The organism is Rhizobium changzhiense, from assembly GCF_013087625.1.
Lineage (GTDB): Bacteria > Pseudomonadota > Alphaproteobacteria > Rhizobiales > Rhizobiaceae > Rhizobium > Rhizobium sophorae.
Genome location: NZ_JABFCQ010000003.1, coordinates 748986 through 765348 on the forward strand (window position 1 = coordinate 748986; position 16363 = coordinate 765348).

Genomic DNA, 16363 nt, shown 5'->3' on the forward strand with positions numbered 1-16363 from the left:
AGTGGGAGCATGAAGGCACTCGGGCAAGCATCCACGGTGGATGAGAAGGCGGCGGAAGCCGCCATCTGCGCCGTTCCGGGCTGGGCAAACGCCGATATGCGTTATGCGCCGGGCATTGCGGGCGTCGCTTCGCCGACGCACCGCGCCGTCGATAGCCAGAACTGGTTCGTTTCCAGGGGAGATGCGCCCGCCACCTATTTCCTGAAAATTCTCCATACGGACCAGTCGGATTTCATCGATCTGGACAGATCCGTTAGCGCCGCGCGTCAGGCTTCAACCCTGGGTCTGACGCCGGCGCCCCTTTGGCACAGCCCGGAAATGTCGGCGGTCGTTTTCGACCGACTGCCGGAAGCCTGGCATACCGCCAGAATGGACGACCTGCGCAAGCGCGATGTTCTGGAAAGCGTCATCGCCGCCAAGAGCACCCTGCATGGCAGCAGGCCGCTTGGCGAAACGTGGACGGTGTTCGACCGCATCCGCGTCGTCGAAAAAGCGCTTGCCGATGCAGGCATCGTAGAGGTTGCCGCAGACGGGTGGTGGATGCGCGAATGCGTCGGAGATATCGAAGCGGCGATCATCGCCACCGGCTTCGATGAAAAACCAGCCCATGCCGACGGTCTTGTCTCCAACATCATGATCGCGCCGGATGGTAGAGTGCAACTGGTCGATTTCGACGAGGCCCGCAATGTCGATCCGTTCTACGATATCGGCATCCTGCTCAACGAGGCCTTCCAGTTCGACGACGAAATGCTGCCGGCGCTCGAAATCTTCGAGGGACAATTTCGCCAAACGTCGCTCAACCGCTGCCGCCTTTACGCCATTGCTGACGATCTCTTCTGGGGCATGTGGGGCATGCTGATGGACAGGGTTTCGCCGCGCGGCGGTATCGAATTCCTGAAATATGCGCAATGGCGCCTGTTGCGCTGCCGGATGGCGCTTCGCAATCCGCGTTTCGAATTCATGCTCCGCACACTCTGAGAGATCAAGCCATGGAAAAACGATTGGGAGAAGCGGCAAACGGGGCGGAAGCGGAGATCGAATCCCTGCTGCGTGAGATTGAGCCGTGGTCGGGACGCGAACTCCACTACAGTCCGGTGCACGGCGGTATCAGCAATTCAAACTGGCGGGTCAGGGTCGCAGGCGAATTGGGCGGTTTCTTCGTCAAGGTTCCTGGCCGCGGTACCGAGATGTTCATCGACCGCAACGCGGCGCTGGATGCCAGCCGCCGGGCGCAGGACCTCGGCATCGGCCCGAGGATCTACGAGTATCTCGCTGACAGGGGTGTCGAGATTGCTGACTACATCGAAGGCCGCCGCGCTTGCACCAACCGCGATTTCCAGGATCCGACGGTGCGCAAAGCCGTCGTCGGGCTCTACCGCACCTTCAATGATTCCGGCAGACTGCCGCTGACCAAGACGGTCTTCGACATGATCGACGAGCACATCGAGCAAGTGCGCGAACTGGGCGGCGCCTTTCCGATCGATTTTGCCTGGCTTTACAAGCAATACCGGCTGGCGCGTGCAGCTCTAGAAGCCTCCGGCATCGATCTCGTTGCCTGCTTTAACGATCCCATGGCGGGTAATTTCATGGTCGCCGACGACAAGTCGCTGATGCTCATCGACTACGAATATGCCTCCAATAACGACCGTTGCTACGATATCGGCATCTGGTGCGGCGAGATGTTCTTCTCCGATGCCGTGGAGGCAGAAGTCATAGAGGAATATTTCGGCCGTTTCGATCCGCGAATGAAGGCCCGTCTTGCTGTGCACCGGGCGCTTGCCGATGTGAAATGGTCGACTTGGGCCATGGTCCAGAATGTCGTCTCGGCGCTCGATTTTGATTTCTACAAGTATGGCGCTTGGAAACACATGCGCGCTCGCGCGGCCATGCAGGATCCGCGCTGGGTCGAGTATCTCAAGGCCGTTTGATCCGGTGGACTTTCAGATGATCGGCGGAAAGCCTCACTCGGACACGAAAGCTTGTCTCGCCCTAGGGGGCTGCAGTTCGTCTTGAAGCGACCGCAGACATGAGGCGAGCGCGTGCTGTCATGTCGGATCATTTACCTGCCTGGGCCATCTCTCCGACATCAATATGCCGATCAGGCCCGATATCGTGGATGCCGTTGCGAAATGCACTCGACCCGGCAAAGACACGGCAATTTCCATGATCGGTGTCGTGCTCCCGTCCTGCATCGGGTCACCCGGCTTTCTTCGATTTCAGCTCTGCGGCCACGGACTTTTTCAACGCATCCATGATGTTCACGACATTCGAGGCCGGAGGCGCTTCCGTCTTGCCCTTGGCCGACTTCTTGGCAGGTTTCAACGCCTTCTTCTTCTCGGCAATGATCTTCAGCAGGCTTTCTTGGATCGGGTCGCTGACCATGTCCGGGGACCACCGGGAGGTCTTCTGCTTGATCAACTGCTGGACTAGCGGGATCAGCTCGGGATCAGCCTCTTCATCGATTCCTTCGAAGTAGGATTCCTCGGAACGCACTTCGTCGCCGAACCGCAGCGTCCAGAGAACGATGCCTTCGCCGCGAGGTTCGAGCACGACCGCGCGCTCGCGACGACCGATTACAAGTTTGGAGACGCCGAGGACTTTGTCGGATGCCATCGCATCTCGAATGACGGCAAACGCTTCATGGCCAACTGGGTCGTCGGGCACCAGGTAGTGGGGCTTCTCGAGATAAACCCATTCGATGCTCTCGGCCGGGACGAACTTGTCGATGTCTATGGTCTTCACCGTATCGAGTGCCACGGCGTCGAGGTCGTCGTCCGTCAGGATGACATAGTCGTTCTCGCCGCGAGCGTAGCCCTTGGCTTCGTTTTCGTCCTTCACTGGTTTGCCGGTCACGGAGTCCACGTACTGTGAGACGACACGATTTCCTGTTTCCTTGTTAAGCGTGTGGAAGCGAACCTTTTCGCTCTCGCTTGTCGCGGGACTCATCGCCACGGGACATGTAACCAGCGACAGCTTGAGATAGCCTTTCCAGTAGGCGTGCGGCATGGATGATCTCCTCAACTCGCCTTACGCTGCGCGGCGGGCGCGGGCGCCGACTTGCCCGAGGCGCGACGGGCGTTGTCGTGGCCGGCACCGGCGTTGGCATTGGCTGCCGACCGCTTTGGTTTGCTATCCCCGGCCATCATCATCCCGGCGCTCTCACGAAGCGCCGCAAGAAGGTCGTTCGGTTTCGACACCTTGATTTCCTTCCGCTTCGGAAGCGCCCTGCCTTCGATCTTCGCCTTCACCAGTTCCGCCACGGCAGCTTCATAGCGGTCGTCGAAGGTCGCGGGGTCGAACTCGCCTTTCTTTGTGGAGATGATGTGCTTTGCGAGATCGAGCATCTCGCCGGTGATTTGGATCTTCGGCATTTCTTCGAAAGCCTTCGCGGACGAGCGGACCTCGTAGTCATAGTTCAACGTCGTCGCGATCAGACCCTTGCCGTGCGGTCTGATGAGGACCGTGCGCATCCGGCGGAACAGCACGGTCCGGGCGATTGCGGCGACCTTCGACTTCTTCATGCCGTCCCGCAAGGCTGCGAAGGCGTCTGCGCCCATCTTGTCGGGTGTCAGGTAGTAGGGCTTGTCGAAGTAGACATCGTCGACGTCGGAGCAAGGGATGAACGCCTCAATTTCGAGCGTTTTATTGCTCTCCGGGATTGTGGCCGCGACCTCTTCCGGATCGATGATGATGTACTGGCCGTTCTCGATTTCGAAACCCTTGGTCTGGGCCTCCTTGGGAACCGGATCCTCGGTCTCGCTGTCGATGAAGATGCGGTTGACCCGATTCCCTGTCGCCTTGTTGATGGTGTTGAAGGTGATGCGTTCCGAGGTGCTGGCGGCGGTGTAGAGCGCGACGCCGCACGACACCTCGCTGAATTTGAGGAAGCCCCTCCACTGGGCACGATGACCACCCGCCATGAATGTGTACTCCCGAATCGCTGAGTCGCGAATCAAGACTCGAAGAGCGGATTCGTTCCGACTCGAAACGAATCATTTTTCAATGGCTTACCCGCGTTGCTTAGGAAACTGATTCCGGTTAGGGATCGCCATCCGACAAAGCACTATCGGCAGTGTTATCCATTGCCGGAACTTCATGATTCTTCAGTCGTTTAGGATGAGCAACTCAACAGGAGGAATTCCCAATGGCAAATACCAGCCGGGGCCGCGCACAAGATCGAGCCCGTGTCGCAGGAGGACAGGATCACGAGGTCCGGTACGAGGCGGAAAAGGAAGGAGTCTCGAAGTCGAAGGTCAAGGAGACTGTCAAAAAGGTCGGCAACAGCCGCAAGAAGGTCGAAGCTAGCTTGGAGAAGTAGAGATAAGTTCACATTCAGGAACTCGTGGCTGACGAAAGGCGGAACCGGTATCGAGGCGCTGCCATTCGTGGCGGTCTGTTTCGAACATGCGAGCGGCCGCTCCGACCGCACCTACGAGACATGCTGGCCGGGGAGGACCGGCGATGTGAGACGTACCACTTCATCGACGCGCATGACGCGGCTGCCTACCTTAAGTTTCTCGTGATCCGTCGTCGCTGACTTTCAACATTCGTCCGACGTCGCCTAGCTGGCTCGTCGCACGAGGAAATCCCCGGGCGCTCCGCTGGCTGCACACTGCTTCGTTCGATGATAATCTAGCCGGAAGCAGCGGGAAAGATTGGGCATGATACCTCTTGGCAAGCCAATCGAACAAATTCTGGGAATCGGCGCCCTTCTTCTGCTTGCGCTCGGTTGCGCTCTTGTGCTTCAGCCATTCCTGTCAGCCATCCTGTGGGCGGCGGTGATCTGTTTCTCGACATGGCCGGTCTACAGGAGGTGCGAGCGGACAGTCGGTGGCAATAAAAGCGTGGCCGCCGCCATGATGACGGTGCTGGTCGCCCTCGTTCTGGTCGCACCGTTCGCCGTTATGGTGCCGACATTGACAGACAGCGTAGGCAACCTGCTCACGGCTGTGAACCGGATTCTCGAGCAGGGCCCGCCGACGCCGCCGCGCTGGGTCGCAGGACTCCCGGTCATCGGCGAGAACCTGGCTGTCTATTGGGACAGATTGGCCCACAATGCGCCCGCATTCACCATTGAGCTCAAGAAGCTGATCGGCCCCGCCACAAACTTAGCGGTAGCCGGCGGGACGGTGCTCGGCGCCGGGCTCCTCGAACTCGGGCTGAGCGTATTCATCGCCTTTTTCTTCTTCCTTCACGGCCGGCGGATGGCGGCCCACGTGCGCGCAGTCGGCGAAAGATTCGCCGGCTCTCGGGCCCGAGAGCTGCTTGTTGTTGTGGGCGCGACCGTCAAGGGTGTCATTTACGGCTTGATCGGCACGGCACTCGCCCAGGCCCTCCTCGCCGGCATTGGTTTCTGGATCGCCGGTGTGCCTCAGGCGCTGTTGCTTGGTTTCCTTACGTTCATCCTGTCGTTTGTGCCGGTAGGCCCCCCGCTCGTATGGGGCTCGGTCGCGCTATGGTTTCTTGTTCAGGGAGCCGTTTGGTGGGGCATCTTCGTCGCAGCGTGGGGCTTGCTTCTCATCAGCAGCATTGACAATCTCATCAGACCCTACCTCCTCGGAAAGACCAATAACCTCCCTGTGCTGCTCGGCCTCTTCGGGCTCCTTGGCGGCGTCATCGCCTTTGGCTTCATCGGAATCTTTCTTGGGCCAACGCTGCTGGCGGTCGCCTACAGCCTCTTTCGTGAGTGGACCATGGCCGAAGTCGAGGAACGCAGCCACCCCACCCCACCTTCCGACTCCGACTGAGCGAATTTAAGTGAGAATTTAACTGCGGCTCGGTAGGACGGCCCGGACAGTCCTGTTGAGTTAGGATTTCGCGGTTCGAGTCATCAAGGTGGTCGGTGGCGCCCGCCGGCGGATGGGGACGATCCGTCACCGCACTCTCTTCCAATGCAAAGTCATGGCCCGCCGTTACCATCTGGCATGGCACGTACTACCGTACGGTTCACTCCCGTCAATGCCGCAGCCAGTGTTAGGCAGTGGCTGGAGGTTCATGGCATCGGCGAGGCCAGCGGACGTCTGCAGGCGAAGCCCTGGGGCAGCCTTCAATCTTGGAAGGTCGGGGGAGCGGTTCAGGTTGCGTATTATTCTGTAAACGATTTGGGCCACGGCGTGCCCGTCAAGTCAGGCGCAGCAAGCAAGCTCAATCGAGCAAATGACCCGTTCGTGCGCCCGTCGGGAATCTCGGCGCCAATGGAACTCATGCGTTTGTGGGGCCTGAAGCGACTGCGAGAGGAAGGTTCGTGGGCGCGCTCCACGTTGTTCCGGAGTTCCCGGGCATTCGAGCTCCGTTCGCTGATCCAAACCCTCGCGCAGTGATCGCGGGACTAGGCATGGCGTCCGACCTCGAAAGGCTCGTCGGACTGTATCCGGCGGGCGTTTGTGGGCTTGGTTATGGGCTCCGGCAGATTTTGGACGCTCAGGCCACAAGAGGCATTTCGATCGACATCGTGGTTGTAAGCGGTGGCGCTGGCCAGGATCCGACAGTCCGCCAGATTCTCGCAGACGCTACCGGCACGGTCATTGCCTCCTCGAGGTCCCCAGAGCCCGTCCTGCTTGGTACGGCGATCCTGGCGGCAGTCGCCGCCGGCCGCTTCTCATCACTATCCGAGGCAATGCAAAGCATGTCGGCTTTTGGCGCGGCGCATTCTCCGAACCTGCGCGATCCCGAGTGGCACCGGCGGCGATACGCGGCTTCAAACTGCTGCAGCAGGCCGCAGGGCGGCGGGGTAATCTTAGCTGCCGCCTGCGAGATCTGCCTAGCTTTGGCTTTCGGCCAGATCTCAGGCCGCCACGCTTGATAAGGGCTTCGATCTCTGTTCCAAATCTTCGGGTAGAACGCTTGCGATTGGCGGTGTCCTGCGCGCCAGAACTGCCGCTGGGGGTAACAAGCCCCGAGAGGCCGATGCAACCGGGTTGGCGATGTCGATGATCACCTTGACGGCGGCCGCCCACACAAACCCGGACTTCGCTCTTTATGCTTCATGCGCAGCTGTGCATTCAGCGAGTTCCTTCATCCCACGTGAAAGTTACAACGGGGCACCGGTTCGTTATGGTTCAGGCGTAGGATCGAAACTGTTCCGGTCCCCGGGAGCGGTATATTAGCCATTCAGTTGGGCCTGTTGATCGATATGTATAGCGAAGCGCCCGCCTTTTCGGCCGCGGCCCTCAGGCGCTTGTCTCTAGTCCATAGGGCCGCGCGCCGGTCGAGAAGTACTGATGCCAGCAAGTGGGCATCTGTGTAACCAATACCAATGCTGAAAATGCTGTGGCGATCGATCATTGTCATGACTTCTTCGTGCGTTGCGACAACCGCTGAGCGTTGAGCGGCTAGAAAAGCCAATACACTGTCGCGATCCCGAAGGCTGCCGAGCGCGAGTTCGCCGATTACGCTCGGGTGGCAAAGCAGGCGGTCGTCCTCAATAACCTTACGCAGCTCGGCATCGACATGGCGAAAATGATCAATCCAAATCGAGGTATCAGCTAGTATCACTTGGCGGCGGCGCTCCGGCGGCGCGGGGCTGCTTCGGCATCGGGCATGGTTCCTCCAAGCGCGATAAGGCGTTTTCCGGACTCTACACGAACAAGCGTCTCCAACGCTTGGCGCACGAGAGCCGCCGTTTCCTTGGTGCCAGTTAATGACCTGGCCTTTTCCATAAGCGTGTCGTCGAGGTTGATAGTCGATCTCATGACCTGGCTTCCTTGTTGAGGCGCAAAAACTAGCACCAATTGGTGAAACATTCCACGCCTAATTCCGGCCCCAGGTATTCGCAGTCCGATGAATGAGCCGCACGACACAGTAAATTCTCGGACAACCGGATGTCCGCGACCTAATCCGTTGGCAGTTGATGCAACAGGTTCGGACGTCGATTGCCATTGCTTCTCCGGCGCGTCACATTGCCTGCCACCTTGAGGAACTTCATGCATACTGGGAGCGCTAAAGCGAGCCGGAACCGAGCCGGCCGCCGCAGGAGTGGATCGGTGCCTGCGTGCCACTTGGGCAGCGAAGAATAGCGCGGTTCCATAAAAGGCGTTATGCCCCGAAGTCCGTCCTCTGAAGCATTTAACCCATCCGGGTAAGGCGTCGCCGGTTCAGATCCCTTCAAGGCAAACCACCGTAATCCGCCACTCGATGGGGTTGCGAGAGTAGCCTCTATCTCCCTCCCAATCGATTGGCGGCAGAAGTCCGAAAGCATGCGGAACAAGGGAAGATCGCGGCGGATCAACATCCCGCCACGTGCAGGGCGCAAAACTTGAGGGAGCGAACTGGGAGAGAGGGAGAGGCGGGAAAGGGATTCCGTGACGGGTTAGGAGGTTCGGAGAGAGGCTCCGGCCGGCCCGCCACGGAGAAATGAAATGGCAAAGGCCGTTCAGAAGATCACCCTGAACCGATCGGAAGATATTCCTTTCGACAAGCTCGAACTCTCGCAGAGCAACGTCCGCAACGTCAAGGCGGGTGTTTCCATCGAAAATCTGGCGGAAGATATCGCTCGCCGCAAACTCCTGCAAAGCCTCAGTGTTCGCCCAATCCTCGACAGGGACGGTAAGGAGACCGGCAGGTTCGACGTCCCCGCGGGCGGCCGGCGATATCGCGCTCTCGAATTGCTCGTCTCGCAGAAGCGCATGGCAAGGACGGAACCTGTGCCCTGCATCGTCAAGCGGGACGGTGAGATCTCCGCCGAAGACGATTCTCTCGCCGAAAACGTACATCGCGCCGATCTTCATCCGCTCGACCAATACCGTGCTTTCCAGACGCTTCGCGAACAGGGTCTCGGCGAAGAAGAAATCGCCGCTCGCTTCTTCGTCTCGGTTGCGACGGTCCGACAGCGCCTGCGGCTGGCTTCCGTGTCGCCGCGACTGCTTGATCTCTATGCTGGAGACGAGATGAAGCTCGAACAGATCATGGCTTTCTCGATTACCAATGATCATGTTCGGCAGGAGCAGGTTTGGGACACGATCTCGCGCCAACACATCCGGGACACTTATTACATCCGCAGGCTCCTCACCGAGACGACCATCCGCGCAGGGGATCGCCGGGCGGTCTATGTCGGCATCGAGGTCTATGAAGCGGTCGGTGGCATTGTGATGCGCGACCTCTTTGAGCAGGACAACGGCGGCTGGCTACAGCACCCGGTTCTGCTCGAACAGCTCGTTGTCGAGAAGCTGAAGGCGGACGCCGAAGCCCTGAAGGCGGAGGAGGGCTGGAAGTGGGTCGAGGCTGCTTTCGACTTTCCCTATGGCCACACATCGGGTCTTCGCCGCTTCCATGGTAAACATCGGGAACTCAGCGAGGAGGAACTTGCTCGTCACGATGCGCTGAAGGACGAGGCCGACAAGCTCGATGCCGAATATGCCAAAGCCGAAGTCTCTTCCGAAGATATCGAGCACCGGCTCGAGGAACTCGGAAGCGAGCTCGATCAGCTGAATGATCGGCCCTATGTCTTCGACCGTCAAGACGTCGCCCGCGGTGGCGCCTTCATCTCCCTTGCCGCCAATGGCGAGTTGAAAATCGAGCGTGGCTTCGTCCGGCCCGAGGATGAGCCGCAGGTCGAAGGACACAGCGATGACGCGGAAGCGGGCAACGGCGATATCGGCGGCAACGTTATTGGATCATCGTCCGCGGGTGGCATCTCGGTGAACAGCAAGCCAGTCTCAGGTGACCCGGTGGAGGACGAGGACGACACGCTGCGGCCGCTCTCCGATCGTCTGGTGCTCGACCTGACGGCGACCCGCACGGTGGCGCTGCGCAATGCGCTCGCCAGCGATCCGGTCATCGCTTTCGTGGCGGTTTTGCATGCCTTCGTCCTGAAGACCTTCTATCTCTACGGCTCGGATTCATGCTTGGAGCTGACGCTGCAGAGCGCCAAGTTCAGCCAGACTCAGGGTCTCGGCGATACGGTCTGGGCAAAGGAGATCGATCAGCGGCACGAGGCATGGGGCCAGGATCTGCCGAAAAACCCTGACAACCTCTGGGGCTATCTAGTCGCGCTCGACGAGATCAGCCGGCAGGTGCTCTTCGCCCATTGTGCTTCCTTGTCCGTCAACGCGGTCATCGAGCCATGGAATAAGCGCACGCGTGCGATCGCCCATGCCGAACAAATCGCTCGCTCGATCGGTTTCGACATGGTCGAGGCCGGCTGGGCGCCGACGGTCGACAACTATCTCGGCCGGGTCACCAAGGCGAACATCCTGCAGGCGGTTCGCGAGGCCAAGGGCGAACAGTCCACCCAACTCGTCGACCATCTGAAGAAGCAGGATATGGCGCGCGAAGCCGAGCGCCTGCTTCACGGGAGCGGTTGGCTCCCCGGACCGCTCCGGACATCAGTCGATGCGGCTTCGGCCGATAATCTTGCGGCGGCGGTCGACAAAGCAAGCGACGACACCTCTGAGGCAGGAAGCAACGATCTTCCGGCCTCTCTGACGGAGGATGCAGATCTCGGCGATCCGAACCAGGCGGCGCAGCAAAGCGCCGGCTATCTCGACGCCGCCGAATAGACTCCACGCCGGATCATCGCAGCCCGGCGTCATCGCCGGGCTGTTTATCCATCCCACTCCTATCTCACACGCCCGGCCACTGCGCCGGGCTCTTTCGTTTTCAGGAGACAACATCATGAACACGACCCTTCCTACTCCCAATCCGGTTTCGTCCGGCTTCAAGGTCGATATCTCGCGCGGCCAGCGCATCGGCCGGGTTTCGTCCGAATGGTTCTCGCGGCCGGACGACGAACGGTATCTGTCGCTTTCCGAACTCCACCATGCGGTCAAGGCGCGGGCCGATCATGCTCGTGCGCGAACGGTGGAAAGCTCTGCCATCAGGGTCGAAGCCACCCGTGACAACGTCGAGCGCCTCGAGCTCATTGTCCCCGGTGACCGGCAGCCGATCGCGCCGACCCATTGGAGCTACGGTCAGCTATGCAGCTTGGTTGGAGCCCCAGCGACCTACATGCGCCAACTACCCGCGCCGCTCGCGGCCATCAATCTGCAGCACGGCTTGCTCAATCACTGTGCCGAATTGGTGAAAACCCTGGAGATGGACGACGGCCGCGTCGAGCTACGGGCGGTTACCGGTCCCGAATACGGCCGTATCTGGGACCACGAACTGGTGTCGGCGGTGATGAAGATTGCCGGCAATGGGACCGGCGACACCATCTGGAAGGTTCCCGGCCTTCTCGACTGGTCGAGCATGACCCACAATCCCTTCGTGGACATCACCAAGGATACGACGACGCTCTACGCCAGCGATCGCGATGTCTTCGTATTTCTTGTCGATGACACGCATCCGATCGAGGCGGGTCGGTTGCCGAATGGCGAGCCGGATCTCTTCTTCCGCGGATTTTATGCATGGAATTCCGAGGTCGGATCGAAGACGCTCGGCATCGCGTCTTTCTATCTGCGCGCGGTATGCGCCAATCGCAACATCTGGGGCTCGGAAAATTTCGAAGAGATCAGCATCCGCCATTCCAAGTTCGCAGCCGAGCGTTTCGCGCATGAGGCAGCGCCGGCGCTGACAAGCTTTGCCAACTCCTCGCCGGCAGCCTTCGTTGCCGGCATCCGGGCGGCTCGCGAACGCATCGTCGCGCGCAACGACGAGGATCGCCAGACTTTCCTGCGCCGGCGCGGCTTCTCGAAATCGGAAACCGGCAAGGTCATCGACATGGTCCTGTCCGAAGAGGGGCATCCACCGGAAAGTGTGTTCGACTTCGTTCAGGGCATCACCGCGCTGGCGCGCGACAAGACCCATCAGGACACTCGCCTCGAACTCGAAGGCAAGGCGAAGAAGCTTCTTGAAAGTGCGAGCTGAGCCCGCCCCGGCCCGTATCAACGCCGTCAAGCGACAATGCAGGCGGCCGAGAACCTCACTCGAACTTCGCTGCTGACACAGAAAAATAGGGCCACTGGAAGACCAGGGCCCTTTACGGTGTGAAGGTCAATAACCTCCAGAGGGGAACAGCTGACGCGAGGGCAATGGGAGGAAAACCATCAGCTGCATCAGATGAAGGCAATATGCACATATTTTGACCGGTTGGTAAACATTTATTGTGCGGTGCAGCTATGCAGAAAAGGGGAGTCACACAATACGGACATGGACGGAGCCCATGCTGATGGCTTCTTCGTACGCTTCGCCAGCATAGGCGCGCCGATGCAGAGCTGCTAGCGATCACGGCAGGCGCGGCATTTCTCCCTCGGCGACGCGCCAGATCCATGGCGTCATCTCCCGTCTCGCGGCAATCATCTCATTCAGGGCGAGTTCGTAGTCTTCGTCGGCACCTGTCGGGACGCTGAACATCGCGACAGGCGCCGGGCGTTGTTCCGGCAGGGTGACCGAGACCACCGGTTGCTCTCGCGAAAGATTGAAGCGCAGGCCTTTCACGCTCTTTCGCTTCAGCCTTGAAAGCCGTTCCAGGAGATGTTGCTCATGGATGCTCTCGAACGGGATCCAGTTCTCGTTGACCACCATCATGGCGATCTCCTCAATGGACGCGATCCCCGCGGCCGATATCCCGAAGGTGGCGATCATGATCAGATGGTAGTGTTCACTCGACCGCCAGAGCTCGAGCTCCGTCTCGTATCTGGCGCTCAACCGCTTCCATGTCCCGTCCTCAATCATGAAGGGGAAGGGGAGATGGCGAACGACGATTTTCTGACCGCCGCGAGCAGGAGTGAACTCCTTCACCTCCGCCACAGTCATCATCAGCTTCCGCGGCCCGGGGCCGGGGCCGGGGGCATGGGCAGTGGTCAAAGCTGCTGCCCGCCGCGAGGCTATTCCCTCGCGGTCCTCCTGATAAAAAACTTCCGGCACGAATAGAATGTCACTCAACGGTTCGCCGCGCGCGGTCATCTGTGAGGCGGCGTTTATGAGGCTCGTCCGCACCCGGCCCCAGCCGCGTTTGCCGGCCCATGACGAGCGCCATTCCGTCAGTTCTCCCGCTTCCCAGAGATAGTGGAGGACGGCGCGCAACGTGAGCCTCTTTGTCTCATTGCGCAGCGCCGGCTCAGTTGCGTCCGTGGAGGAAGCGGGCGCGCTACGAGCGCCTTTCTTCGTCAGGGGAAAATCCAGCTGCAGCGCAGCCTTTCCACTCGTGTCGATCTGGATCGCGTTGCCGATCAAGGATCCCAACCCTGATAATTCGTAGGGCGGTTCGTAGGACGGACATGCGGAGTCATGGTCCCGCCCCGAAAGCGGCATGCGCTTGATGACATAAAGATCGTCTACGCGAGCAATGTACATGGGAAGCGGCGGCTCTTTGCATCGGCAAAGTGGCCGCAGCTTCTGCGCGTAAGCATGTTCGAGCCGGACCGGAAGCTCGGGAGCGTCCCCATCGAACACCTGTCCGCCAATCAAAAACTGTCGCACATCGCCCCCATGAGGGTCTCTCCGGACCGGCTGACTAAAACCACCTGCGAATAGGTAGCACGAACTCTTCCAATTATACTATCTTAAAATAGGCAGTATATCGGTTGTACGTCCGAGCGATTGGAAACGGGTCATCGCCAAAGCCAGGAGAGAGCCGCTGCGGCAAACCGGTCGCCGACGGGGACGACATCGGTGCCGTCATAAAGGACGACTCCGAAGGGGAATTTCTAAATTGGAAGTCAACAAGCTGTTGATTGGAAGTCATAGATCCGAAATCTGGAAGTTGGCAACCGCATGAACTTTCCGCTGCGGACCAGCAGGACGCAGGCGCGCGGCCGTAGCGGAAGGGTAAGAGACGAGCCGGGAAAGGTTGGCTTGCCGGGGCTGGAGAGTGGCAGGCAAGTCGGTCCATCCCTCGCTCTCAACAGGGTTCCTATGAATGTAATCACTTCTCCGACCGCCGATGAGGCTGCTTCTGCTCCCCTGTCATCCGATCGCGCCAGCCGCACTGGTCGCATTTTCAACGCAGCCAAAGTGGTGGTGCAGCTTCTCAGGCAGCGACCATCAATCTCGATCGACGGCAGTGGCATCACAGCAAATATCTTTTGCGCCAGCGACCCTGCGGATGAGCCTCCGATCCTCGCCCGGCTGATGCAGCGCCATCGCCTTATCGCTGTCGCCAGCCGGTCATGACGGAGGTTGGCCATGTTATCCGCTTCCGAACTGGCGGACCGTCTTGCGCGCAATGCCGAGGCGGTCTGCCGTCACTATCTCTCCGCCGGCCGTCGGGCCGGCAATTACTGGATCGTTGGTGATGTTGCCAACAGCAAAGGCCGGTCGCTTTACGTACGTCTCTCCGGTTCTCGTGCCGGACATTGGACGGATGCGGCGACCGGCCAGTATGGCGACCTTCTCGATCTCGTGCGGGAAACCTCCGGGCTGGTCGACTTCTGCGATGTCGCCGACGAGGCTCGCCATTTCCTCAGCCTTCCCCAACCCGAACCGGTTTCGTCCCGTAGGGGCGAGGCCTCCGACCACCCGCCGATCGATAGACCGGCGGCGGAACGTGCAAGGCGGCTGTTTCGCATGACACAGCCGCTCATGGGAACGCTGGGCGACAGCTATCTGCGCCAGCGCGCTATCCTGCGGGCGTCTCTCCATCCCGCCCTGCGCTTCCACCCGTCCTGCTACTATCGGGATTTCGTGACCGGCCTGACGACCAGTTACCCGGCGCTCGTCGCCGCTGTGACCGATCGCTTCGGGCAGATCACCGGCGTGCATCGCACATGGCTCGATCCCGACGGAGACGGCAAGGCGAAGGTCGAGGATCCCCGCCGCGCGCTCGGCGGTCTTCTCGGCAATGCCGTGCGCTTTGGCTTTCCGCCCCATCAGCTCGTGCCTGTCATGGTCGCAGGCGAAGGCCTGGAATCGATCCTGTCGCTATCCCATGTGATGCCCGCGATGCCGATGGTCGCCGCGCTCACCGCCAACCACCTCGCGGCCTTCTTGCCGCCGGCGGGGTGCCTGCGCCTGTATATCGCCGGCGATGCCGATGCCGCTGGCCGGTACGGGATCGAAGGGTTGAGCCGCCGCGCGCAGGCGCTCGGCATCCTGCCACTCGTGCTCGCCCCTGAACTCGGCGACTTCAACGAGGATCTGCGCTGGCTCGGCCCGGACCGGCTGACGGCGAACCTGCGGGCGCAGCTCGTTCCGGAGGATGCGATGGTCTTTCTGCCGGCATGAGATGGGCCGAAAAGGCCGGCGGCGGTAGGGGCGACGCAGTTGGGAAGGCCTTCCATGGGCACTTCCTTCGGGTGGGCGCGCGCCCGCGGGCCTGCCGAGAGGCGACCCTTACCACGCGGCGGCCTGGCCTTCAGCGGGTCACTCAGGTTTCTTCCCCGCGCCGGCTTTGCCGGCGCTCCTCGCGGGTCAAGAAACCTTCTCGTCCCCGCCCGGCGCTACGCTGGGCCGCGGCACGTCGCGCCGCGGTTCCGGCCCGTCTCCGCGTGAACAGGGTTCGCCGTCAGGCCGCGAGAGGCGCGGCCACAACCGACGGAGACCATCATGAACTTGCCCCTTCCCATCGACGACCGCTTCGAGCCCCACCACGTTTCTTCCCCGACCGACCGTTTCATCTACGAAATGCAGATCTACGGCCACCGCCCTTTTCAGGACGAGCCCGATCCGCGGCCGCTCCCGGAAGAGCCGGTCGTTCAGTCGGCGCTGACCGCGATCTTCGACGCCCTGTTCGAGATGCTCGGCGACACGCGGTTGGAACCCGATCTCGAAGATCTGCTCTGGTCGACGGTCAACCTCTTCCACCGGGCCGGCGAGCGCATCCAGCGCGAACTTCAGCGAAACGAGGATGCGCAACGTTCCGGACAGCGGGAGCAGGACGGCTCGGAGGTCAAGAGCGTCGAGCTCGAGCGCCTGATCGCCGAAGGCATCACGTTTCTCGAGCGCCGCAACGCCTTCGAGTTCATGCGCGACTACGCAGCCGACCTCTTCGAGGCGAAGACCGGTTCGGCCTGGCGGCCCCGCACCGGCTCCAAAGTCAGCCATGCCAACATGACGGCGGCAATGATCGACTCCAGAGACTTCCTTTCCGCCCGCCGCCGTGTCGAGACCGAGGTGCTGATCCCGACCGGGACCAAGATCGCTTTCTCCGGCGGCATGGACTACAACGATCACCAACGCATCTGGGCGAAGCTCGACCAGGCACACCTGAAGCATCCCGATATGATCCTGCTCCACGGTGGCGCGCCGAAAGGCGCCGAGCGTATCGCCGCCTGCTGGGCAGAGGCTCGCAAGGTGACGCAGATCACCTTCAAGCCGAACTGGACAAAGCACGCCAAGGCCGCTCCCTTTCGCCGCAATGATGAGATGCTCTCGGTCATGCCGACCGGCGTCATCGTCTTTCCCGGCTCCGGCATCACAGGCAATCTCGCCGACAAGGCACGTCGTCTCGGCATCCCGGTCTGGCAGGCCGCGGAGGATGGCGCCTGAG

General features: G+C 60.6%; 14 protein-coding genes. 9 read left to right on the forward strand and 5 right to left on the reverse strand.

All coding sequences use genetic code 11. The features are described 5' to 3' along the window. The first annotated feature begins 9 nt into the window (after positions 1–9). Positions 10–978 (forward strand): phosphotransferase, encoded by a 969-nt coding sequence (locus G9X68_RS18560; protein ID WP_171603615.1) that lies wholly within the window; start codon positions 10–12, stop codon positions 976–978. An 11-nt stretch (positions 979–989) separates the two neighbouring features. Continuing rightward, positions 990–1928 (forward strand): choline/ethanolamine kinase family protein, encoded by a 939-nt coding sequence (locus G9X68_RS18565; protein WP_171603616.1) that lies wholly within the window; start codon positions 990–992, stop codon positions 1926–1928. 268 nt (positions 1929–2196) lie between these two features. On the opposite strand, the gene ku (G9X68_RS18570) is transcribed toward G9X68_RS18565, so the two are convergent. Together ku (G9X68_RS18570) and ku (G9X68_RS18575) are read right to left on the reverse strand one after the other, a co-directional pair. Continuing rightward, positions 2197–3006: a non-homologous end joining protein Ku gene (gene ku, locus G9X68_RS18570; protein WP_171603617.1), complete on the reverse strand. Its 810-nt coding sequence runs from the start codon at positions 3004–3006 to the stop codon at positions 2197–2199. 11 nt (positions 3007–3017) lie between these two features. Next, positions 3018–3920, reverse strand: coding sequence for a non-homologous end joining protein Ku (gene ku / locus G9X68_RS18575; protein WP_171603618.1), 903 nt, complete (start codon positions 3918–3920; stop codon positions 3018–3020). 224 nt (positions 3921–4144) lie between these two features. Here ku (G9X68_RS18575) and G9X68_RS18580 point away from each other — a divergent pair, with 224 nt between their 5' ends. From G9X68_RS18580 to G9X68_RS18590, 3 genes are all read left to right on the forward strand, one after another. Next, positions 4145–4318, forward strand: coding sequence for a DUF3606 domain-containing protein (locus G9X68_RS18580; protein ID WP_171603620.1), 174 nt, complete (start codon positions 4145–4147; stop codon positions 4316–4318). A 343-nt stretch (positions 4319–4661) separates the two neighbouring features. After that, entirely contained in the window at positions 4662–5747 is a 1086-nt protein-coding gene (locus G9X68_RS18585; protein ID WP_171603622.1) for an AI-2E family transporter, read from the forward strand. 497 nt (positions 5748–6244) lie between these two features. Continuing rightward, positions 6245–6802 carry an FGGY-family carbohydrate kinase gene (locus tag G9X68_RS18590; RefSeq protein WP_240603596.1) on the forward strand — a complete coding sequence of 186 codons (558 nt, stop codon included), beginning with the start codon at positions 6245–6247 and terminating at the stop codon, positions 6800–6802. A 308-nt stretch (positions 6803–7110) separates the two neighbouring features. Here G9X68_RS18590 and G9X68_RS18595 read toward each other — a convergent pair whose 3' ends face one another. Continuing rightward, positions 7111–7494 (reverse strand): PIN domain-containing protein, encoded by a 384-nt coding sequence (locus G9X68_RS18595; RefSeq protein ID WP_171603624.1) that lies wholly within the window; start codon positions 7492–7494, stop codon positions 7111–7113. Continuing rightward, complete coding sequence (locus G9X68_RS18600) at positions 7491–7691, reverse strand: type II toxin-antitoxin system VapB family antitoxin (protein WP_116680580.1); 201 nt, start codon at positions 7689–7691, stop codon at positions 7491–7493. Before G9X68_RS18600 ends, G9X68_RS18595 begins: the two co-directional genes overlap by 4 nt. Positions 7692–8357: 666 nt before the next feature. Between G9X68_RS18600 and G9X68_RS18605 the strand changes: the two genes are divergently transcribed. Both G9X68_RS18605 and G9X68_RS18610 read left to right on the forward strand, forming a co-directional pair. After that, positions 8358–10496, forward strand: a complete 2139-nt coding sequence (locus G9X68_RS18605) for a ParB/RepB/Spo0J family partition protein (RefSeq protein WP_171603626.1) — start codon at positions 8358–8360, stop codon at positions 10494–10496. Positions 10497–10611: 115 nt separating this feature from the next. Then, positions 10612–11802, forward strand: a complete 1191-nt coding sequence (locus tag G9X68_RS18610; protein ID WP_171603627.1) for a DUF932 domain-containing protein — start codon at positions 10612–10614, stop codon at positions 11800–11802. A gap of 357 nt (positions 11803–12159) precedes the next feature. Here G9X68_RS18610 and G9X68_RS18615 read toward each other — a convergent pair whose 3' ends face one another. Continuing rightward, entirely contained in the window at positions 12160–13356 is a 1197-nt protein-coding gene (locus tag G9X68_RS18615) for a DUF1173 family protein (protein ID WP_171603629.1), read from the reverse strand. 705 nt (positions 13357–14061) lie between these two features. Here G9X68_RS18615 and G9X68_RS18620 point away from each other — a divergent pair. After that, the gene (locus G9X68_RS18620; protein WP_171603630.1) at positions 14062–15099 is read left to right on the forward strand and encodes a DUF7146 domain-containing protein; all 1038 of its coding nucleotides are present in this window, start codon (positions 14062–14064) and stop codon (positions 15097–15099) included. 321 nt (positions 15100–15420) lie between these two features. Continuing rightward, the gene (locus tag G9X68_RS18625) at positions 15421–16362 is read left to right on the forward strand and encodes a DUF2493 domain-containing protein (protein ID WP_171603632.1); all 942 of its coding nucleotides are present in this window, start codon (positions 15421–15423) and stop codon (positions 16360–16362) included. Position 16363: the final 1 nt, after the last annotated feature.

What these genes read in the sequence shown, in the direction of transcription:
- G9X68_RS18560 (WP_171603615.1), top strand. Translation starts at nt 10, where the DNA reads ATGAAGGCACTCGGGCAAGCATCCACGGTGGATGAGAAGGCGGCGGAA.
- G9X68_RS18565 (WP_171603616.1), top strand. Translation starts at nt 990, where the DNA reads ATGGAAAAACGATTGGGAGAAGCGGCAAACGGGGCGGAAGCGGAGATC.
- ku (WP_171603617.1), bottom strand. Translation starts at nt 3,006, where the DNA reads ATGCCGCACGCCTACTGGAAAGGCTATCTCAAGCTGTCGCTGGTTACA.
- ku (WP_171603618.1), bottom strand. Translation starts at nt 3,920, where the DNA reads ATGGCGGGTGGTCATCGTGCCCAGTGGAGGGGCTTCCTCAAATTCAGC.
- G9X68_RS18580 (WP_171603620.1), top strand. Translation starts at nt 4,145, where the DNA reads ATGGCAAATACCAGCCGGGGCCGCGCACAAGATCGAGCCCGTGTCGCA.
- G9X68_RS18585 (WP_171603622.1), top strand. Translation starts at nt 4,662, where the DNA reads ATGATACCTCTTGGCAAGCCAATCGAACAAATTCTGGGAATCGGCGCC.
- G9X68_RS18600 (WP_116680580.1), bottom strand. Translation starts at nt 7,691, where the DNA reads ATGAGATCGACTATCAACCTCGACGACACGCTTATGGAAAAGGCCAGG.
- G9X68_RS18605 (WP_171603626.1), top strand. Translation starts at nt 8,358, where the DNA reads ATGGCAAAGGCCGTTCAGAAGATCACCCTGAACCGATCGGAAGATATT.
- G9X68_RS18610 (WP_171603627.1), top strand. Translation starts at nt 10,612, where the DNA reads ATGAACACGACCCTTCCTACTCCCAATCCGGTTTCGTCCGGCTTCAAG.
- G9X68_RS18620 (WP_171603630.1), top strand. Translation starts at nt 14,062, where the DNA reads ATGTTATCCGCTTCCGAACTGGCGGACCGTCTTGCGCGCAATGCCGAG.
- G9X68_RS18625 (WP_171603632.1), top strand. Translation starts at nt 15,421, where the DNA reads ATGAACTTGCCCCTTCCCATCGACGACCGCTTCGAGCCCCACCACGTT.